The 15,653-nt window shown below is 46.0% G+C and carries 15 protein-coding genes and 1 pseudogene; 10 read left to right on the top strand and 6 right to left on the bottom strand.

Annotation, left to right across the window (positions count from 1 at the left end):
• Window positions 1-335: 335 nt before the first annotated feature.
• Window positions 336-716 (top strand): RidA family protein, encoded by a 381-nt coding sequence (locus KT99_RS18475; RefSeq protein WP_005503164.1) that lies wholly within the window; start codon window positions 336-338, stop codon window positions 714-716.
• Window positions 717-776: 60 nt separating this feature from the next.
• Here the strand turns inward: KT99_RS18475 and KT99_RS18470 are convergent, their stop codons facing one another.
• A complete protein-coding gene (locus KT99_RS18470) occupies window positions 777-1,586 on the bottom strand; it encodes an IS4 family transposase (RefSeq protein WP_005503162.1) in 810 nt (269 codons plus the stop codon).
• Between the two features lie 9 nt (window positions 1,587-1,595).
• Window positions 1,596-2,045, bottom strand: coding sequence for a hypothetical protein (locus KT99_RS23070; protein ID WP_005503160.1), 450 nt, complete (start codon window positions 2,043-2,045; stop codon window positions 1,596-1,598).
• Between the two features lie 263 nt (window positions 2,046-2,308).
• On the opposite strand from KT99_RS23070, the gene KT99_RS18460 reads away from it, so the two are divergent.
• The gene (locus tag KT99_RS18460; RefSeq protein ID WP_005503158.1) at window positions 2,309-2,959 is read left to right on the top strand and encodes a helix-turn-helix transcriptional regulator; all 651 of its coding nucleotides are present in this window, start codon (window positions 2,309-2,311) and stop codon (window positions 2,957-2,959) included.
• Between the two features lie 136 nt (window positions 2,960-3,095).
• Window positions 3,096-5,030 carry an ATP-dependent DNA helicase gene (locus tag KT99_RS18455; protein WP_005503155.1) on the top strand — a complete coding sequence of 645 codons (1,935 nt, stop codon included), beginning with the start codon at window positions 3,096-3,098 and terminating at the stop codon, window positions 5,028-5,030.
• A 188-nt stretch (window positions 5,031-5,218) separates the two neighbouring features.
• Here the strand turns inward: KT99_RS18455 and KT99_RS18450 are convergent, their stop codons facing one another.
• On the bottom strand, window positions 5,219-6,520 hold the full coding sequence (locus tag KT99_RS18450) for an NAD(P)/FAD-dependent oxidoreductase (RefSeq protein ID WP_005503154.1): 1,302 nt from the start codon (window positions 6,518-6,520) through the stop codon (window positions 5,219-5,221).
• Window positions 6,521-6,904: 384 nt separating this feature from the next.
• Between KT99_RS18450 and tsaB the strand changes: the two genes are divergently transcribed.
• The 7 genes and pseudogenes from tsaB (at window position 6,905) to rnd (ending at window position 13,803) form a co-directional block, all read left to right on the top strand.
• Window positions 6,905-7,624, top strand: coding sequence for a tRNA (adenosine(37)-N6)-threonylcarbamoyltransferase complex dimerization subunit type 1 TsaB (gene tsaB / locus KT99_RS18445; protein ID WP_005503152.1), 720 nt, complete (start codon window positions 6,905-6,907; stop codon window positions 7,622-7,624).
• Between the two features lie 85 nt (window positions 7,625-7,709).
• Window positions 7,710-8,093 (top strand): hypothetical protein, encoded by a 384-nt coding sequence (locus tag KT99_RS18440; RefSeq protein ID WP_005503150.1) that lies wholly within the window; start codon window positions 7,710-7,712, stop codon window positions 8,091-8,093.
• A complete protein-coding gene (locus tag KT99_RS18435; RefSeq protein ID WP_005503148.1) occupies window positions 8,086-8,802 on the top strand; it encodes a M50 family metallopeptidase in 717 nt (238 codons plus the stop codon). Before KT99_RS18440 ends, KT99_RS18435 begins: the two co-directional genes overlap by 8 nt.
• A 164-nt stretch (window positions 8,803-8,966) precedes the next feature.
• Window positions 8,967-9,797, top strand: a complete 831-nt coding sequence (locus KT99_RS18430) for a class I SAM-dependent methyltransferase (RefSeq protein ID WP_005503146.1) — start codon at window positions 8,967-8,969, stop codon at window positions 9,795-9,797.
• 69 nt (window positions 9,798-9,866) lie between these two features.
• Entirely contained in the window at window positions 9,867-10,751 is an 885-nt protein-coding gene (locus KT99_RS18425; protein WP_005503144.1) for an alpha/beta fold hydrolase, read from the top strand.
• Between the two features lie 185 nt (window positions 10,752-10,936).
• A pseudogene (gene fadD / locus KT99_RS18420) lies at window positions 10,937-12,609 on the top strand (long-chain-fatty-acid--CoA ligase FadD).
• Window positions 12,610-12,684: 75 nt separating this feature from the next.
• Complete coding sequence (gene rnd / locus KT99_RS18415; protein ID WP_040572206.1) at window positions 12,685-13,803, top strand: ribonuclease D; 1,119 nt, start codon at window positions 12,685-12,687, stop codon at window positions 13,801-13,803.
• A 75-nt stretch (window positions 13,804-13,878) separates the two neighbouring features.
• On the opposite strand, the gene minE is transcribed toward rnd, so the two are convergent.
• Genes minE through minC form a run of 3 tightly spaced genes read right to left on the bottom strand, consistent with a single transcriptional unit; the run spans window position 13,879 to window position 15,642 of the window.
• Window positions 13,879-14,136 (bottom strand): cell division topological specificity factor MinE, encoded by a 258-nt coding sequence (minE, locus tag KT99_RS18410; RefSeq protein ID WP_005503138.1) that lies wholly within the window; start codon window positions 14,134-14,136, stop codon window positions 13,879-13,881.
• 2 nt (window positions 14,137-14,138) lie between these two features.
• Window positions 14,139-14,948, bottom strand: a complete 810-nt coding sequence (minD, locus tag KT99_RS18405) for a septum site-determining protein MinD (RefSeq protein ID WP_005503137.1) — start codon at window positions 14,946-14,948, stop codon at window positions 14,139-14,141.
• Between the two features lie 28 nt (window positions 14,949-14,976).
• Window positions 14,977-15,642 carry a septum site-determining protein MinC gene (gene minC / locus KT99_RS18400; RefSeq protein ID WP_040572205.1) on the bottom strand — a complete coding sequence of 222 codons (666 nt, stop codon included), beginning with the start codon at window positions 15,640-15,642 and terminating at the stop codon, window positions 14,977-14,979.
• Window positions 15,643-15,653: the final 11 nt, after the last annotated feature.

Genomic DNA, 15,653 nt, shown 5'->3' with positions numbered 1-15,653 from the left:
CCTGCGTTGATATTTAAACTAAACATTTTCGACAATGATTGCAACCACTAATTTCCCATCATGGCGACAAGATAGCAGCAGTGTCATGCCCGTATATAGATGCAAATATATTTGACTAAATTAATTTATCGATATGAAATCCATAAAGATCAAATAAAGTTGAGGGTGTTAGGTTTGTGAAATGTTAACGATCTGGATGGATTCAGTGGTAATTCCTTTGTTTTAGCGGTTTTGTGTATATTTCCATTTACTCCAGTGAAATTAATTGCAAGAATACTTGTGCAAATATAGTTGAGTATTTATGCTCGGTTTAGGTTAAATAACTAGGATTAAACATGAAGAAGATCATCACATCAGACAGCGCGCCCGCAGCCATCGGCCCATATTCACACGGCAACGCCTATGGCAATCTCATCTTTACTTCGGGCCAGCTGCCCGTGTGTAAGCAAAGTGGTAGTGTCGTCGAGGGTGGCATAACAGCGCAATCACGTCAGTCTCTAGAGAACCTTAAGTCTGTGTTGCAGGCTGGAGGAGGGGAGTTAGACACAGTATTGAAGACCACCTGTTACCTTGCGGATATAGCAGACTTCGCCGCGTTCAATCAGGTTTACCAAGAGTTTTTTAAGACGGATTGTCCAGCTCGAAGCTGTTTCGCCGTGAAAGACCTGCCACTGGGTGTGAAGGTTGAAATCGAAGCGATCGCTTTTAGTAAATAGTCATATGTTAGTCCTTAAGGAGCTGTAGCCCTTTAAATATGAGGGGTTATAGCTGGATTCTCAGACATGAGTTTCTGTTAGTTGTACAAAAAGCGTCTGATTATCTCTTTTAGGATGAGCGCGGCAAGCATACTCACTGAAGTAACGGCACCATTTCCTTAGTGTCTTTTTGATCCTGTATTCACGTCCAGATAACAGTGCTTTTAAAATGTCAGGCAGCCAATCGTTTGCACACCGTGCGACTTTTTGCGTAGATATAGTCACTTGGTGTATTAGGCCGCTCGCCCTCGCGATAAAGCGCTTTAATAGTAAGGTAAGCATGCTCGCCCACACGAGACTTTCGGCAATGCTTTTATCTCGAGTATTGAAGGTTTTTAAACCGCTGTATGACTTTAACTCCTTGAAGAATAATTCTATTTGCCAGCGTAATCCATATAATTCACTTACTTTATCAGCGCTGAATTGTGCTCGCTTTAGGTTGGTGATGAGGTAACCAATCGCCGATTTATTTCTATCCCAGAAGGCGATTAATCGATGAGTTCCTGGCTTGCTTTTCCACTGAACATCGAGGTCGATTATTTGCTCTCGATGCCATTTAAGTTGCTTTAATTTTTTACCTATTAACCCTTCTATCGCAAGTCCTTGGCTATCAAAAGCCGCTTTTATATCGGGATTAATTTTACCATTGGTTCGCATAATTACATGACCACCGTGTTTGTCTGCTTGATAGCAGTAATCAATATTAAAGTAACCCGCGTCCATGAGCAGCAAGGTGTCCTGTATTTCATAAGCAAAGGGATTATAGTGCCGCTCACTTTCTGAATTGGGAGAAATACCCAGATAATTGTAATGACCAGACATCAAATCCATGGTCACGTGTCACTCCATGGCTGCCGGGTGAGTCTTGGTGAATCGGCCGGGAAACTCTTTAGTTAAACCAATGTGCAATTTGAGGGAGCTAGCATCATGAGCCTCTATCGACTTAAAGGGGTATTCACTCGGTAATACTCTATGCACTAACTCGAGTAGCCACTCGTTAGCGGCTTGTTCGACAAGAGTTCTAAGTAGTTGAGTTAACTCTGGTTTTTTTAGTTTATTATGAAAGGGCTTATAGTTGATCCCGATGTCATGTTGGCTGCATAAATTCTTATGAATATCAGCAAGGTTAATATTGGTTCTGGTTCCCAAAGTATTGAGGATTGCCAGCACCAACTGCATGGGTGAAATGTTGCGCATCCGCTGCATGAAATGACACTGTTTGGCTAATTGAGTGATGTTACATGAGTTAAGAACACTTGTCAGTTGCTTAGGAATCGCGTTAAAATTCATCTTGTGCTCTCTCATTTTTGATTAGTGGTTCGCACTTACTATTTGATCATAAGATGAGTACAACTTCCAACTTTTATTAAATAACATTGGTTAATCATGTAGATATTGAGTTTTTGCTTAAGATCCTACGTATGAGTAAATAGTGCTTAGATACAGCAGTTAATAAATATTCATTGATATAATGTCAGCATAAGATGTGACAAGCAGACCTTAATACCGCCGACTTAAAAAGGGTCGGCGGTCTATGTTCGGGGAGACGGTGAGTGCGAGAGTTAAGTGAAACAGATTATGCCATACTGAAGGCCAGTGAAAATATCGTCGATGGCATTGCCGCCATGTATGGTGAGCATACGGAAGTATTACTTCACAGTTTAGATGTCAGCAACCCCTCTATCATCAAGATAGCCAATGGCCATATCACGGGTCGTTCGGTGGGGGCGCCTATCACAAATCTGGCGCTGATGAAGCTCAATGCGGGTCAGGATATCTCAGACTCTTATTTGACTAAGAGTCCGGACGGTAAAACCTTAAGATCCATTACTATTGTTATCCGCAATGCCATGCAAGATGCTATCGGCTTATTGTGTATTAACTCAAATCTGGATGCACCGTTTCAGTCCGTGATGGCCACCATGTTACCGGGTCTGACACCACAGGCCGACCCCCGTTTCTCTCCCGAGACATTTGCCCGTAGCAGCGATGAAATGATGCAAGGTTCCATCGAAAGTGTGCGTGCTCAAGTGATGGCTGATGCCAGTCTTTCACCGTCGAAGAAAAACCGTGAGATAGTGATACGTCTTAACGAACTTGGCATCTTCGCTCTCAAAGACAGTGCTCAGATCGCGGCCACAGGGTTAGATATCTCTATACACACCATCTATCGCTACCTAAGAGAGTTGAAGACGTCATCATGACCTCACGACTCTAGGCCTGAGCCATTCAGGCCTACCTAGTTATATTCAACTAAATTTATGTTCTGAGCCTTGATGCCTTGTCTTAAACAAGGATAATGCCCGATTAATGATGATTTCTAATTTTATAGCCCAATAAGTGAATGCCTTGAGTAGCAGACTGACAATCGACAGTGAGCAAGCCTTCGCTGCCGATGGCGTACTCGCCAGACATATTAACGGCTACAGTACTCGAGTCGTTCAAAAGCAGATGGCCTCGGCGGTCAGCTGTGCTATTGGTGGCAAAAGTAATCTGGTTATCGAAGCGGGAACAGGGGTGGGTAAAACCTACGCATATTTAATTCCTGCTCTGTTAAGCGGTAAACAGGTTATCATCAGTACCGGCAGTAAAAACCTACAGGAACAACTGTTTTACAAAGATCTTCCAGCCTTGCTCGATATGTTAGCCCTTGCTCCGAAACTTGCGCTCCTCAAAGGTCGCAGTAACTATTTGTGTCAACTGTTATTAGATAAGCAGCTGGAGGCGTGTGAATCTCATGAGCCTAAGGTCTTAGATGACCTGCTCCGGATCAATCAGTGGGCGGGGCAGACCGCCGATGGCGATCTCGGGGGCTTGACCTCAGTGTCAGAAAATTCAGAGGCTTTGTGGCTCATTGCCAGCCAACGGGATAAATGTACCGGGAAGAAGTGTGTTCACTATGAGACCTGTTTTACCCGTAAGGCTAGGGTCCGTGCCATGGACGCTAAGATTATTGTGGTGAACCATCATCTGTTCTTCGCCGATAGGATCCTCAAAGAAACGGGCTTTGCCGAGTTATTGCCCGATGCAGATGTGGTGATCTTCGATGAAGCACATCTGTTACCCGATATAGCAGTCATCTATTTTGGTCAGCAAATTTCAACTCGAAGCTTAGATAGCTTATTAGGACAGATCGTCACAGTCTATCGAACTGAGCTGAGAGATTCGGCTCAGATTGAGCAGTTAGCTTCACGGTGTATCAGCCGGTTAAATGGCTGGCATCAACAGATGTATGATGTTTTTGAGACCGATTGGCGTCTGTTGATGGGTAATAAAAACATAGCATCGGCCTCCTGGGCAATCATTGCAGAGTTGCAGGCGTTGGAGAGCCTGTTATGCGCGCACATAGGCCGCAGTGAAACGCTCGATGAATGCACTGAGAAATTGGTGACTTTCTCGAGTAAGATGGGGGTGTTTTTTCAGTGTGAAAATAATCAAGCCGCTTACAGTATTGACTATGGTCACAGATACCTGACACTGAGTATTGCGCCAATCAATGTCGCCAAGGAATGCGAGAAGTTATTTGATGCTCAGACTAGCTGGATATTTACCTCGGCGACGCTACAGATTAACCGTGACTTGAGCCTGTTTACCAAGGGGCTGGGCATAGACAAGAGTCAGAAAATAATTTTAGACAGCCCCTTCGATTATCGATCCAATGCCTTACTGTGTGTGCCGCGTCATCTCTCTAAGGTGAGTAATCATGAGGCGGCGGTGAGGGATTTAGTCGATGTCTCTGTGAAGGCAATCAACGCGGCGAAGGGCCGAACCTTCATCTTGTTTACCAGCCATCGTATGATGAACGCCGTGGCAGCTCGGCTGCAAAGCCGTGTTAATTATCCCCTGTTAGTTCAGGGACAAGGCAGTAAACAGAGTCTGATGAAGAAGTTCAGGCAACTTGGTAATGCGGTATTACTGGGAACGGGCGCATTTTGGGAAGGTGTCGATGTGCGTGGCAGACTGCTCAGCTGTGTCATCATAGACAAGCTGCCATTCGTGTCACCCAGTGATACCTTGTACAGAGCCAGAGCCGAGAATGTCTCTCGCAATGGACAAGACCCTTTCACCAGTATCTCTCTGCCTCAGGCGGTTATTTCACTTAATCAAGGCGTCGGCCGTCTGATCCGAGATGAAAGAGACAGAGGAGTATTGATCTTGTGTGATAACCGTATCGTCAACCGAGAGTATGGTGAGGCATTTTTGAACTCTCTTCCTCCCATGAGTCGTACTCGAGACATGGACAAGGTGGTGGATTTTTTACAGCAGATTAAATAGCTCATTGGGTGAAACGTGGGCTAAGATAGTCAATTTTTGTCTCAGTCCTTATTCAAATTTCTCTATTAATACCACGCTCGTGTTCACTTCCTATGCTTTTGAGCATCATTGAATCACTTATTACTTGATACCAGCATCACTTTTAGCCCCCATTGTCACTGAGGGCAGGCAATCATTAACAGTATGGCTTAGTGCAACTTCATACGTGGCCTTACTACGCGCATCATTTTCTCGGCTAGCCACAAAGCGATAGTTTTAAACGTCCCATGTATGGCTTGTTGATGCATGCGGTAAAGAGAGATATACACCAAGCGGGCGATCTTGCCCTCGATAAACATACTGTTCTTGGTTAAATTCCCCATCAGGCTGCCGACTGTACTGAAACGAGACAGGTTGATTAAGGAGCCATGATCCACATAGAGGTATGATTCTAGTGGCTCTCCCTTGAGTTCATGGAGAATGTTTTTCTCGACGCACTGTGCCATCTGGTGAGCCGATTGTGCTCTGGGAGGCACGAAGCTACCATCGGCCTGTTGGCAGGCACAGCAATCGCCGATCACATAGATATCATCATTGATGGTGCTGAGTAAGTTCGCCTTTACCATGATCTGATTGGCCCGATTTAACTCAAATATCTCGATGTCTTTGATAAAATCCGGGGCTTTCACCCCGGCAGCCCACAACATCAGGTTGGCTTCGATGAGTTTCCCTTCGGCGGTGACAAACCCTGCGGCGCTCGCTTCACTTATGCGGGTATTTTCCATCACATTGACCCCAAGCTTACTTAGCTCGCGCCTTGCTGACGTGGCAATGCGTTCGGGGAGTGCGGGAAGGATGCGCGGCCCCGCTTCAATCAGATGAATATTGAGTTTTTCTTTGGTCATCTTGCTCAGGCCATAGATCTTCAATAACTCGGTGACATGATAGAGTTCTGCCGACAGCTCAACACCTGTTGCGCCGCCTCCGACGATAGCGATATTGAGCTCATTGATGGACTCAGATTGATGCACGCGAGTAAAGCTGTCTAATAGGGCATGGTGAAACCGATTGGCTTGTTGGTGAGAGTCGAGGAAGAAGCAATGTTCTTTCACTCCGGGAGTGTTGAAGTCATTGCTGACACTGCCGATGGCGATGACTAATTTGTCATAGTGAATTTGACGCTCAGGTAATAAAATTTCACCCCTGTCATCTGTGATTGGGGCGACCTTAATCAATTTATTATTGGCGTCGAGATCGCAAAAAGTCCCGAGTTGAAACTGATAACCATGTTTCGCAGCATGAGCAGAGTAAACCACTCCATCGAGATCTGAATCCAGAGAGCCTGTGGCTACTTCATGCAGCAGGGGTTTCCAGATATGGGTTCTATTTTTATCGACCAGCACTATTTGGGCGCTGTTTTTCTTGCCAAGCCTATGGCCTAATTGAGTCGCAAGCTCTAACCCTCCGGCCCCACCACCTACAATGACAATTTTTGGACATGATGACTTCATTATGCGTTCCTTAATGACAGCACCGCACAGCACTGCTAGCTTGCTGTCGATAGCTGGTTTTTTCACCGAATGGATTTTTATTCGAAGCACTAATTTATTAATTACTGATCTATAGCCTAATTATGTTGTCGTATATCACACCTTAAGTCATGGCTTATTAAACGCGATCTTGATGCCTTATGTATTATTAAGCAATAGAGCCGAGATTGAGACGGTTTGCGTGATTTCTGGCCATTAAATCTATGTTTAACTATTTAATTTCCCCCTTAACCGCCGACAAGTGAATATCACATAGGTTATAATGTTCAATTTGCACGTCGTCTTGCTGGGCTTATTCAGGTTCTTCGAGGCGTGATTTTAGCCTTTTTTTGTTTGTGGTAAGAGATGACAGATATACAGAAAACCTCCGATGAGCTCACCATACTCTCACTAGATACCTGCACCGAATCTTGTTCGGCGTCTTTGGTGAGCAAGGGCAAGATATATCATGAATTGGCGATAGTGCCTCGTGAACACAGCCAGCGTATCTTGCCTATGATAGACAGTGTTTTATCTCAGGCCAATATCAAGATTACCGCTGTGGATCTTATTGCCTATGGTCGTGGGCCGGGCAGCTTCACCGGGATCCGTATCTGTACCAGCATGACCCAAGGTCTGGCCTTAGGACAAGATATCCCTGTTATCGGTTTATCTAGCCTACAGACCATGGCACAAACCGTATATGACGATCAAGGTGGCGAGCAGATCGTCGCCGCCATCGACGCCAGAATGGGTGAGGTCTATTGGTGCCAGTTCGTGGTTAAAGACGGTATCGCGGAGCCTGTTAGCTCTGAGGTGGTGATCGCGCCGGATTTAGTGACCTTAGCGCCGGATACCCAAGGTGCTATCCTTGCTACTGGTACCGGCTTCGATACTTATCCGCAATTACTCGAATTATCGCATGAGTTAGTGCCTGCAGATAACGTCAAGTTTCCCGATGCTAAATCGATGTTAGCCCTGGCAAAACAGGGGTATACTCGAGGACTATCGACCTCAGTCGATGAACTTGCACCCGTGTATGTACGGGATACGGTAACCTGGAAAAAATTACCGGGACGTGAGTAGGGCTTATAGCGGTATTTAAGGTAAGCTTAATCTGTTAACAGCCAATGACGGAAATATTTGTGGCCTTAGGAAAGGAGTCGATATAATGCAGATACAAACCAACCATTTTAACGTGCTCAAGCCTGGGTCATCGAATATTGCGCCGGCATCCATAGATGCCATCACGCTGAACACCAGTGAGCGGGTTGAGAGCTCATCTCGAGTCGAGCAGCTTGATAAGGTCCACGCCTCATCTCAGAAAGAGGAGAGTAGAGCGCGCGCTGCAGAGGGCTCATCGAATGAGCATCTCCTAGCTAAAGATGTTCAGTCTCCTACACCCGAACCCTTGGCGTTTCGTCTAGACGCCAAGCTCGAATATGAGCAGCAGACTCAAGCCAGTGACGGCGCGGTTGCCCAATACCTGACCAATCAACATGCGGCCGAGAGAGAAGCCATTCAACAGATGGTTGGAATTGATACCTATGCTTAATCAGTCAGGCACACTCGAGGCTCAGATAAACCTGCCTGTGACTGGCGCGCCCAGCCGGGGACGTTTCTTAGTCGAACTCTTAATCGCTTTGCTTATTACACGCTTACCTTTTATCAGTGTCCCTTTTAAATGGCTCGAAAGTTATTTTCATGAGCTTTCACACGGCTTGGCCACCTTATTGACCGGTGGCGCTGTGAGCCATATTCAGCTTTTTCCCAATGGTGCCGGCTTGTGTTTTAGCCAAGGCGGTTGGCCTGTGGCTATCGGCTTTAGCGGTTATTTCGGTGCCGCTCTTTGGGGGTATTTAATCTTTATTCTGGCGACTTGGCCCAAGGGCATAAGAGTGAGCTTCGCCCTATTGGGCGGCGCGGTAGTATTGACGACCTTGTTGTGGGGGAGGGATCTGCTGACTATCTCCATTTTAGCCAGTCTTGCCGTGCTCTTCCTGCTGCCGCTTAAATTAAATAAAAACCGCTTCATGGGCAGTGGCTTAAGGATCATGGCACTGATGATCATGTTAAATGCCTTGGCCAGTCCCACCGTCTTGCTCGGCCTCAATGGCAAAGGTGATGCTGCCATGTTGGCGGGGGCCACTTGGATACCAGCCTGGATCTGGGTGTTTATCTGGCTGGCCTTCAGCGCCTTGATGATTTTCCTTTGCTGGCAACGTGTCGATAGGGCTGCATCTAATACCCGTTCCATTAAGTAAGTGCTCATACGATTGAGTCAATTCATTATCTTTTTGCTACATTTTTCCTCCATTTTCAGCCAGTAAGCCTGCCTATGGTCGGCTAAATCCACTTGGTTTTTGAGTTCGCTGCTGCTAGGTTAGTCGAGTCAGATTGATGATTAACCTTATACAGGGAAACAATAATGAGAAATAACATGTTTGTGGCTGGCATGCTCGTCGGTGCCACGCTGAGTTTCAACGCCTTGGCCCATTCTGATGGCCATGGTGCGAGCAGTTTACAGCAAGCGGTGAATAGCGATTTTAGACAAGACAAAAATACCAGCCGAGATGACTTTCGTCACCCATTAGAGACATTAGTGTTCTTTGACATCAATCCAAGCGATAAGGTGATCGAACTTTGGCCCGGTGGCGGCTGGTATGCTGAGATCTTAGCGCCATACTTGGCCGTAGATGGCCAATATATTGCTGGTAACTTCGATACACAGCCTATTGATGAGAAGAAGCGTGCAGGTTATAAAGCCAAGTCCGGTAAGAAGTTTGAAACCTGGCTACAAGATAATCGTCAACAGCTAGGTAAAGCGACGACTGTGACGTTCGATCCGCCGACACATTATGCTCTGGGTGATGACGCCAGTGTCGATGTCGTACTGACATTTAGAAACTTACATAACTGGGCGATGAAAGATCAGCTAGAGCCAGTATTCGAATCGGCTTATAAAGTGCTGAAATCCGGTGGCACCTTTGGCATAGTCGAGCACAGAGCCAAGGCGGGAATGGACGCTAAAACGGGTTATATGGATGAGGCGAAAGTGATCGCGTTAGCCGAGAAAGTGGGCTTCACCTTAGTCGCTAAGTCTGAGATCAATGCTAACGATAAAGACACCAAAGATTACCCTAAAGGTGTATGGACCTTGCCACCCAGATTAGCCTTAGATGATCTTGATAAAGAAAAGTATCTGGCCATAGGTGAGAGCGATCGCATGACATTAAAATTCATTAAAAACAGTCAATAAACAACTGACATCTTAGGTTAAGTATGCCCCTGAAAATGGGGCGTTTTAACAAGATCACCATGAGGTCCTATGCTGCATATTCGAGATGAGGGAGAGGAGGTCGAGTTTCAGTTACCTCATATACGTTTATCCGCACGTCGTTGGGGAAGCGCTGATAAGCCCTTGTTATTAGCCCTACATGGCTGGTTGGATAATGCCAACAGTTTCGAGCCTTTGGCTCAGTTCTTACCTCAATATCAGATCTTGGCAATTGACTGGCCTGGCCACGGTCATTCTGAGCATAGGCCGGGATTATATCCATTGCATTGGATAGATTACCTCTATGATCTTGAGTTGTTAATCGACAGGCTCAAACAACAAGAAACATTCGCAGGCATCATAGGTCACTCGTTAGGGGGCATCATCGCCGCAGCATATACCGCGGCTTTTCCTGAACGGGTCAAGAAGCTGGTGCTGCTCGAAGCCATCAGTCCATTATTCGAGTCAGCCTCTAAAAATAATGTAAGACTAAGAAACAGCTTCGCCAGTCACCTTCGCATGGTCAATAAGCGCGTGAACTCAGCGGCCGTTTATGACTCGATTGAACTCGCGGTCAAGGCCAGATCCCGTTTGACCGGCCTCGATGAGGCTTGGTGTCGCTTGTTAGTCGATAGAAACATGCAACAAGTGGGTAGCGGTGTCAGCTGGCGCAGTGATCCCAGGCTTAAATTGGACTCGCCATTGAGACTGACCTTTGAGCAGGTCGATGCCTTGATGACAGATCACAGTACTGAGACACTCATTATCACCGCCGAATCAGGTTACGAGCAGATAAGTCATTTATTGCCCAAGGCTCAGTTATGGTTCAATCACCTGTCTTGTATTGAGTTAGCCGGCGACCATCATCTGCATATGGGAAATGCACAACAAGTCGCCAATGCGATCCTTGCCTTTATGTCTGTAGGGGGAAAATGAGATAAAGAAAAATGGGGCTAGGTTTTTTACTCTATTTATGTGATGATGATCAAAATTAAAACACTCGTATGAAACTGGTGTTTATTAAAAAAATAATTAAAATCAGTGATTTTGCTTGTTGATTTTCAAGCTATTTATAGGCTAATAGCTTATATCCACTGGATGTGGGGATTTAGGAGAGATTTGTGGAACAGATTTGGATTGATAATTTACCGGATGATGTACCCGCTGAGATCGACGTTGAAGAGTACGACTCGCTTGTCGACATGTTTGAGACATCAGTATCGCGATTTGCCGACCAACCCGCTTTCGTTAACATGGGCGCGACCTTAACCTACCGTAAGTTAGAGGAGCGTAGCCGTGCTTTCGCGGCTTACCTGCAGAACGAGCTCAAGCTAGAGAAGGGCGATAGGGTTGCCATCATGATGCCTAACCTATTGCAATATCCCATTGCCTTGTTTGGGATACTGCGTGCCGGCATGGTGGTGGTCAATGTTAACCCCCTTTACACGCCGAGAGAATTGAAGCATCAGCTGAACGATTCGGGTGCCAAGGCCATCGTCGTCGTGTCTAACTTCGCGCATACTCTGGAAAAAGTGGTCGAGCAGACACAGATAGAGAGTGTGATTTTAACCGGACTCGGTGATCTTCTCAGCGCTCCGAAACGCACCTTAGTTAATTTTGTTGTCAATATATCAAGAAGATGGTGCCAAAGTTCGATCTTCCTCATGCCATTTCCATGAGGAAATCTCTCAGCAAGGGGCGTCGTTTACAATATGTGAAGCCTAAGCTGAATAAAGATGATCTGGCTTTCTTGCAATACACAGGTGGCACCACTGGGGTGTCTAAAGGCGCGATGTTGACCCATGGTAATGTGGTCAGTAACTTGCTCCAGGCCAATGCGGCATACTCGCCTATGCTCAACGACGGCAAAGAGTTTGTCGTTACCGCACTGCCGCTTTATCATATTTTCGCGTTAACGGTGAACTGTCTGCTGTTTATGCATAAAGGCGCGAATAACCTACTGATCACCAATCCCAGGGATCTGCCCGCTTTTATCGCTGAGTTGAAGAAACATCCTTATACTGCGATTACCGGGGTTAACACCCTATTTAATGCGCTGGTTAACTCGGAAGAATTTAGAAAACTCGATTTTTCAAACCTGAAGTTGTCTATCGGTGGTGGCATGGCCGTGCAGCGCGCCGTCGCTGAAAAATGGCAGAGTATCACTCAGACCAAGTTATTGGAGGGTTATGGCTTAACGGAAGCTTCGCCTTTGGTGACGTGTTGCCCCTATAACTTGGCTGGTTACAACGGAGCCATAGGCTTTCCCGTTGCTATGACAGATATTCAGATTCGTGATGATGATGGCAAGGTTCTGGCTCAGGGAGAGACCGGAGAGCTGTTTGCTAAGGGACCGCAAATCATGTTGGGCTACTGGCAACGTCCGGAAGAAACCGCTAGCGTCATCGATAAGCTGGGTTATCTGGCCACCGGCGATATCGGTTATATGGATGATAAGGGTTATTTCTTTGTTGTCGATCGTAAGAAAGACATGATTCTTGTATCTGGCTTTAATGTGTTTCCCAGCGAAGTCGAAGAAGTCATCGCCATGCATTCAGCCATGGTTGAAGTTGCTGCCGTGGGCGTACCCAATGACATCTCAGGCGAAACCGTGAAGGTGTTTGTGGTGGTAAGTGATAAATCTTTAAGCGAACGAGATATCATCGACCATTGCCGACTGTATTTAACGGGATATAAAGTGCCTAAGCTGGTAGAATTCAGAGATGAGTTACCGAAAACCAACGTAGGTAAAATCTTACGTAGAGAGCTAAGAGATGAGGTTAAGTCGGCTTAATCTTGTCATTGATATCTTTTTTCTCTAAGCCGGCTATATGCCGGCTTTTTAATGACACAATCTTGGGAGAAGACCTTGTTAGCGTTTGAATATATAGAGGACGATGCGAGCTTAACTGCACTCGTATCGCAATATCGACAAAGTGATTTATTGGTATTAGATACCGAGTTTGTTCGCACCCGCACCTTTTATGCCCGTCTAGGTTTAATCCAAGCCTATGATGGCAAGACGTTAGCTTTGATAGACCCTGTCGCTGTCAATAACTTATCTGAATTTTGGGGTTTACTGGCTGAGCCAGGTATCACCACAGTGCTGCATTCATGCAGTGAAGACCTCGAGGTCTTTGCCCGTAATGGGCATTGCCAACCAGCTAATCTATTTGATAGTCAGATCGCCGCAGCCCTATGTGGCTTAGGTCATGGGCTCGGTTATGCTAAGTTAGTGGAGCAGACGTTAGATATCAGCTTAGATAAGGGAGAGTCGCGTACCGATTGGATGAAGCGTCCCTTGAGTGAGGCTCAGCTCAATTATGCCGCGAACGATGTTTATTATCTTTATAATCTCTATCCTCAGTTGCTCGAAAAGCTCCAACAGCAGGGGCGTTTAGCTTGGGTCATTGAGGAGGGAGAGCGAATGACTCGAGGCCGATTAACGCCGCCGGATCTGGATCAAGCCTACCTTAAAGTTAAGAATGCCTTCCAATTGAGTCCAAGGCAGTTGGCCTACCTCAAGGTACTGGCTCGATGGCGCTTGAAAAAAGCCATCACACGAGACTTGGCAGTAGGCTTTGTGGTTAAAGATCATGCCTTGATAGGTTTAGCTAAGAAGCAGCCGAAAAATAGCCAAGATCTTTTTAAGATGATTGAGCTTACCGAGCAAGAGAAGCGAATTCACGGCAAGGATCTTTTGGTCTTATTGAAAACTGCCGATGTCGAAAACCCGCCTAAGGCAATCGACGTGATCGCCTTAAAAACGGGCTACAAAACATCATTTAAGGCGATAAAGAACTGTCTGGTTAGCATATCAGAGCAGCAAGAGGTTCCCATCGAGCTCTTGGGATCTAAGCGATACATTCATGGATATTTACAGTGGCTTTGGGACGGTAAGATAGGAGAGTCGCCCTTGTTATTGACGGGCTGGCGTAAAGATTTGGTTGAGACGGCATTGACTGAGTTGAAACTGTCGAATATTTAGTCGGCTCAAGACACAAAAAAACCGCAGCATCAGAAAGATGCAGCGGTTTTTTCGTTTAACAGTATGCCAGTGTGCTTACTTTTCCGGTAAGGTCACATTCAGTTCGAGTACTGATAACCTGTCATCATTTTGATCCAGCTGCACGGATATCTGATCTGTATCAATCTGTACATACTTGCGGATCACATCGATAATCTCTTGCTTCATCTGAGGAAAATAATCAGGTGCATCACGCTCGCCCCTTTGATGGGCGACGATGATCTGTAAGCGCTCTTTTGCCATCGAGGCTGTATTGGGTTTCTTCTTGGTCTTGAAATAATCGAGTAAAGTCATAATTAGTTCCCAAATATCCTTTTTAAGAAACCTTTCTTCTGTTCGGTGATAAAACGTAGTGGGAGTTCCTCACCCAGTAGACGATCCACACTGTCACTGTATGCTTTGCCTGCATCACTATCTTGATCTAAGATCACTGGAACACCTGAGTTTGAGGCTTTCAATACCGCCTGCGACTCAGGGATCACACCGAGAAGTGGAATTGCGAGGATATCTTCAACATCTTCGACACTTAGCATCTCTCCGCTCGAAACCCTTTTGGGAGAGTAGCGGGTGAGTAACAGATATTCTTTAACTGGCTCTAGACCCTCTTCGGCGCGTTTTGACTTACTCTGTAACATGCCAAGAATACGGTCAGAATCTCTTACTGAACTCACTTCCGGGTTCGTCGTGACGATGGCGATGTCTGCAAAATAGAGTGCCATCATGGCACCCGTTTCGATACCGGCAGGAGAATCACAGATGATATAATCGAATTTTTCAGCAAGATCTTGCAGCACCTTGCCAACACCTTCCTTGGTCAATGCATCTTTATCCCGAGTCTGGGATGCAGGCAGTATGTATAGTTTTTCGCAGCGCTTATCTTTAATTAAGGCTTGATTTAGATTTGCTTCACCATTGATAACATTGACAAAATCATACACCACACGACGTTCGCAACCCATAATTAGATCTAAGTTACGCAGTCCAATATCAAAATCTACAACGACAGTCTTATGTCCCTTCAATGCCAAACCTGTAGCAATTGCCGCACTGGAAGTTGTTTTTCCTACGCCGCCTTTACCAGAGGTGACAACAATAATTTGCGCCATGTGTGCTTCTATCCTTATTTCTGTCTTTTTAAAGTGGTAAAGCTTCTATGGTGAGAGATTCACCGTCGAGCCGAATACAACCACTTTTCGTTGTGCTGTGTGCTTGAATGTTTTCCGTTAGCCAATATTGACCCGCGATGGAAACCAGCTCGGCATCGATGTTTTTTGCAATTATGACCGCATGTTTATCACCCGCGGCCCCGGCCATTGCCTTACCACGCAGCGAGCCGTAGACGTGAATGCTGCCATCGGCGATAACCTCTGCGCCATTGCCTACGGTGCCCACCACGATCAGATCGCTGTTCTTAGCATATATCTGTTGCCCTGAACGGACATTCTGTTTCACTATCTTGGTGGTCTTTGGCATTTGTGGTTGAGCTTTTGCTTGCTTACCAGATTTGATCAGTGCCAAGCCTAAATCTTTAGCTTGAGCCGCCACTTCTATGACCGCGCCTGTGATGCCAACGATGACGAGTTGCCTCGAAATGAGCAGATCTTTGAGGGCGGCAAGGTTATAATCGGGATCGGTAATTGAGCTAAGATTGACGACCAGAGGGGCGCCAATAAAAAACTGAGGGGCGATAGCTAATTTACTATCTAACTCTGCTGCGACTTTTTCCAGATCAAAATGATTGATATGAAGCACAGAAAGCGTAAAAGAGGAGCCTTTCAATTCTAGGCTGGGTTTCTGCATGCCGATATGCT

This window comes from Shewanella benthica KT99 (genome assembly GCF_000172075.1).
Lineage (GTDB): Bacteria > Pseudomonadota > Gammaproteobacteria > Enterobacterales > Shewanellaceae > Shewanella > Shewanella benthica_A.
Note: the sequence above shows the minus strand (reverse complement) of the source record. Positions and strands in the feature narration are given on the sequence as shown.

What these genes read in the sequence shown, in the direction of transcription:
- KT99_RS18475 (WP_005503164.1), top strand. Translation starts at nt 336, where the DNA reads ATGAAGAAGATCATCACATCAGACAGCGCGCCCGCAGCCATCGGCCCA.
- KT99_RS18470 (WP_005503162.1), bottom strand. Translation starts at nt 1,586, where the DNA reads ATGGATTTGATGTCTGGTCATTACAATTATCTGGGTATTTCTCCCAAT.
- KT99_RS23070 (WP_005503160.1), bottom strand. Translation starts at nt 2,045, where the DNA reads ATGAATTTTAACGCGATTCCTAAGCAACTGACAAGTGTTCTTAACTCA.
- KT99_RS18450 (WP_005503154.1), bottom strand. Translation starts at nt 6,520, where the DNA reads ATGAAGTCATCATGTCCAAAAATTGTCATTGTAGGTGGTGGGGCCGGA.
- tsaB (WP_005503152.1), top strand. Translation starts at nt 6,905, where the DNA reads ATGACAGATATACAGAAAACCTCCGATGAGCTCACCATACTCTCACTA.
- KT99_RS18440 (WP_005503150.1), top strand. Translation starts at nt 7,710, where the DNA reads ATGCAGATACAAACCAACCATTTTAACGTGCTCAAGCCTGGGTCATCG.
- KT99_RS18435 (WP_005503148.1), top strand. Translation starts at nt 8,086, where the DNA reads ATGCTTAATCAGTCAGGCACACTCGAGGCTCAGATAAACCTGCCTGTG.
- KT99_RS18430 (WP_005503146.1), top strand. Translation starts at nt 8,967, where the DNA reads ATGAGAAATAACATGTTTGTGGCTGGCATGCTCGTCGGTGCCACGCTG.
- KT99_RS18425 (WP_005503144.1), top strand. Translation starts at nt 9,867, where the DNA reads ATGCTGCATATTCGAGATGAGGGAGAGGAGGTCGAGTTTCAGTTACCT.
- minE (WP_005503138.1), bottom strand. Translation starts at nt 14,136, where the DNA reads ATGACTTTACTCGATTATTTCAAGACCAAGAAGAAACCCAATACAGCC.
- minD (WP_005503137.1), bottom strand. Translation starts at nt 14,948, where the DNA reads ATGGCGCAAATTATTGTTGTCACCTCTGGTAAAGGCGGCGTAGGAAAA.
- minC (WP_040572205.1), bottom strand. Translation starts at nt 15,642, where the DNA reads ATGCAGAAACCCAGCCTAGAATTGAAAGGCTCCTCTTTTACGCTTTCT.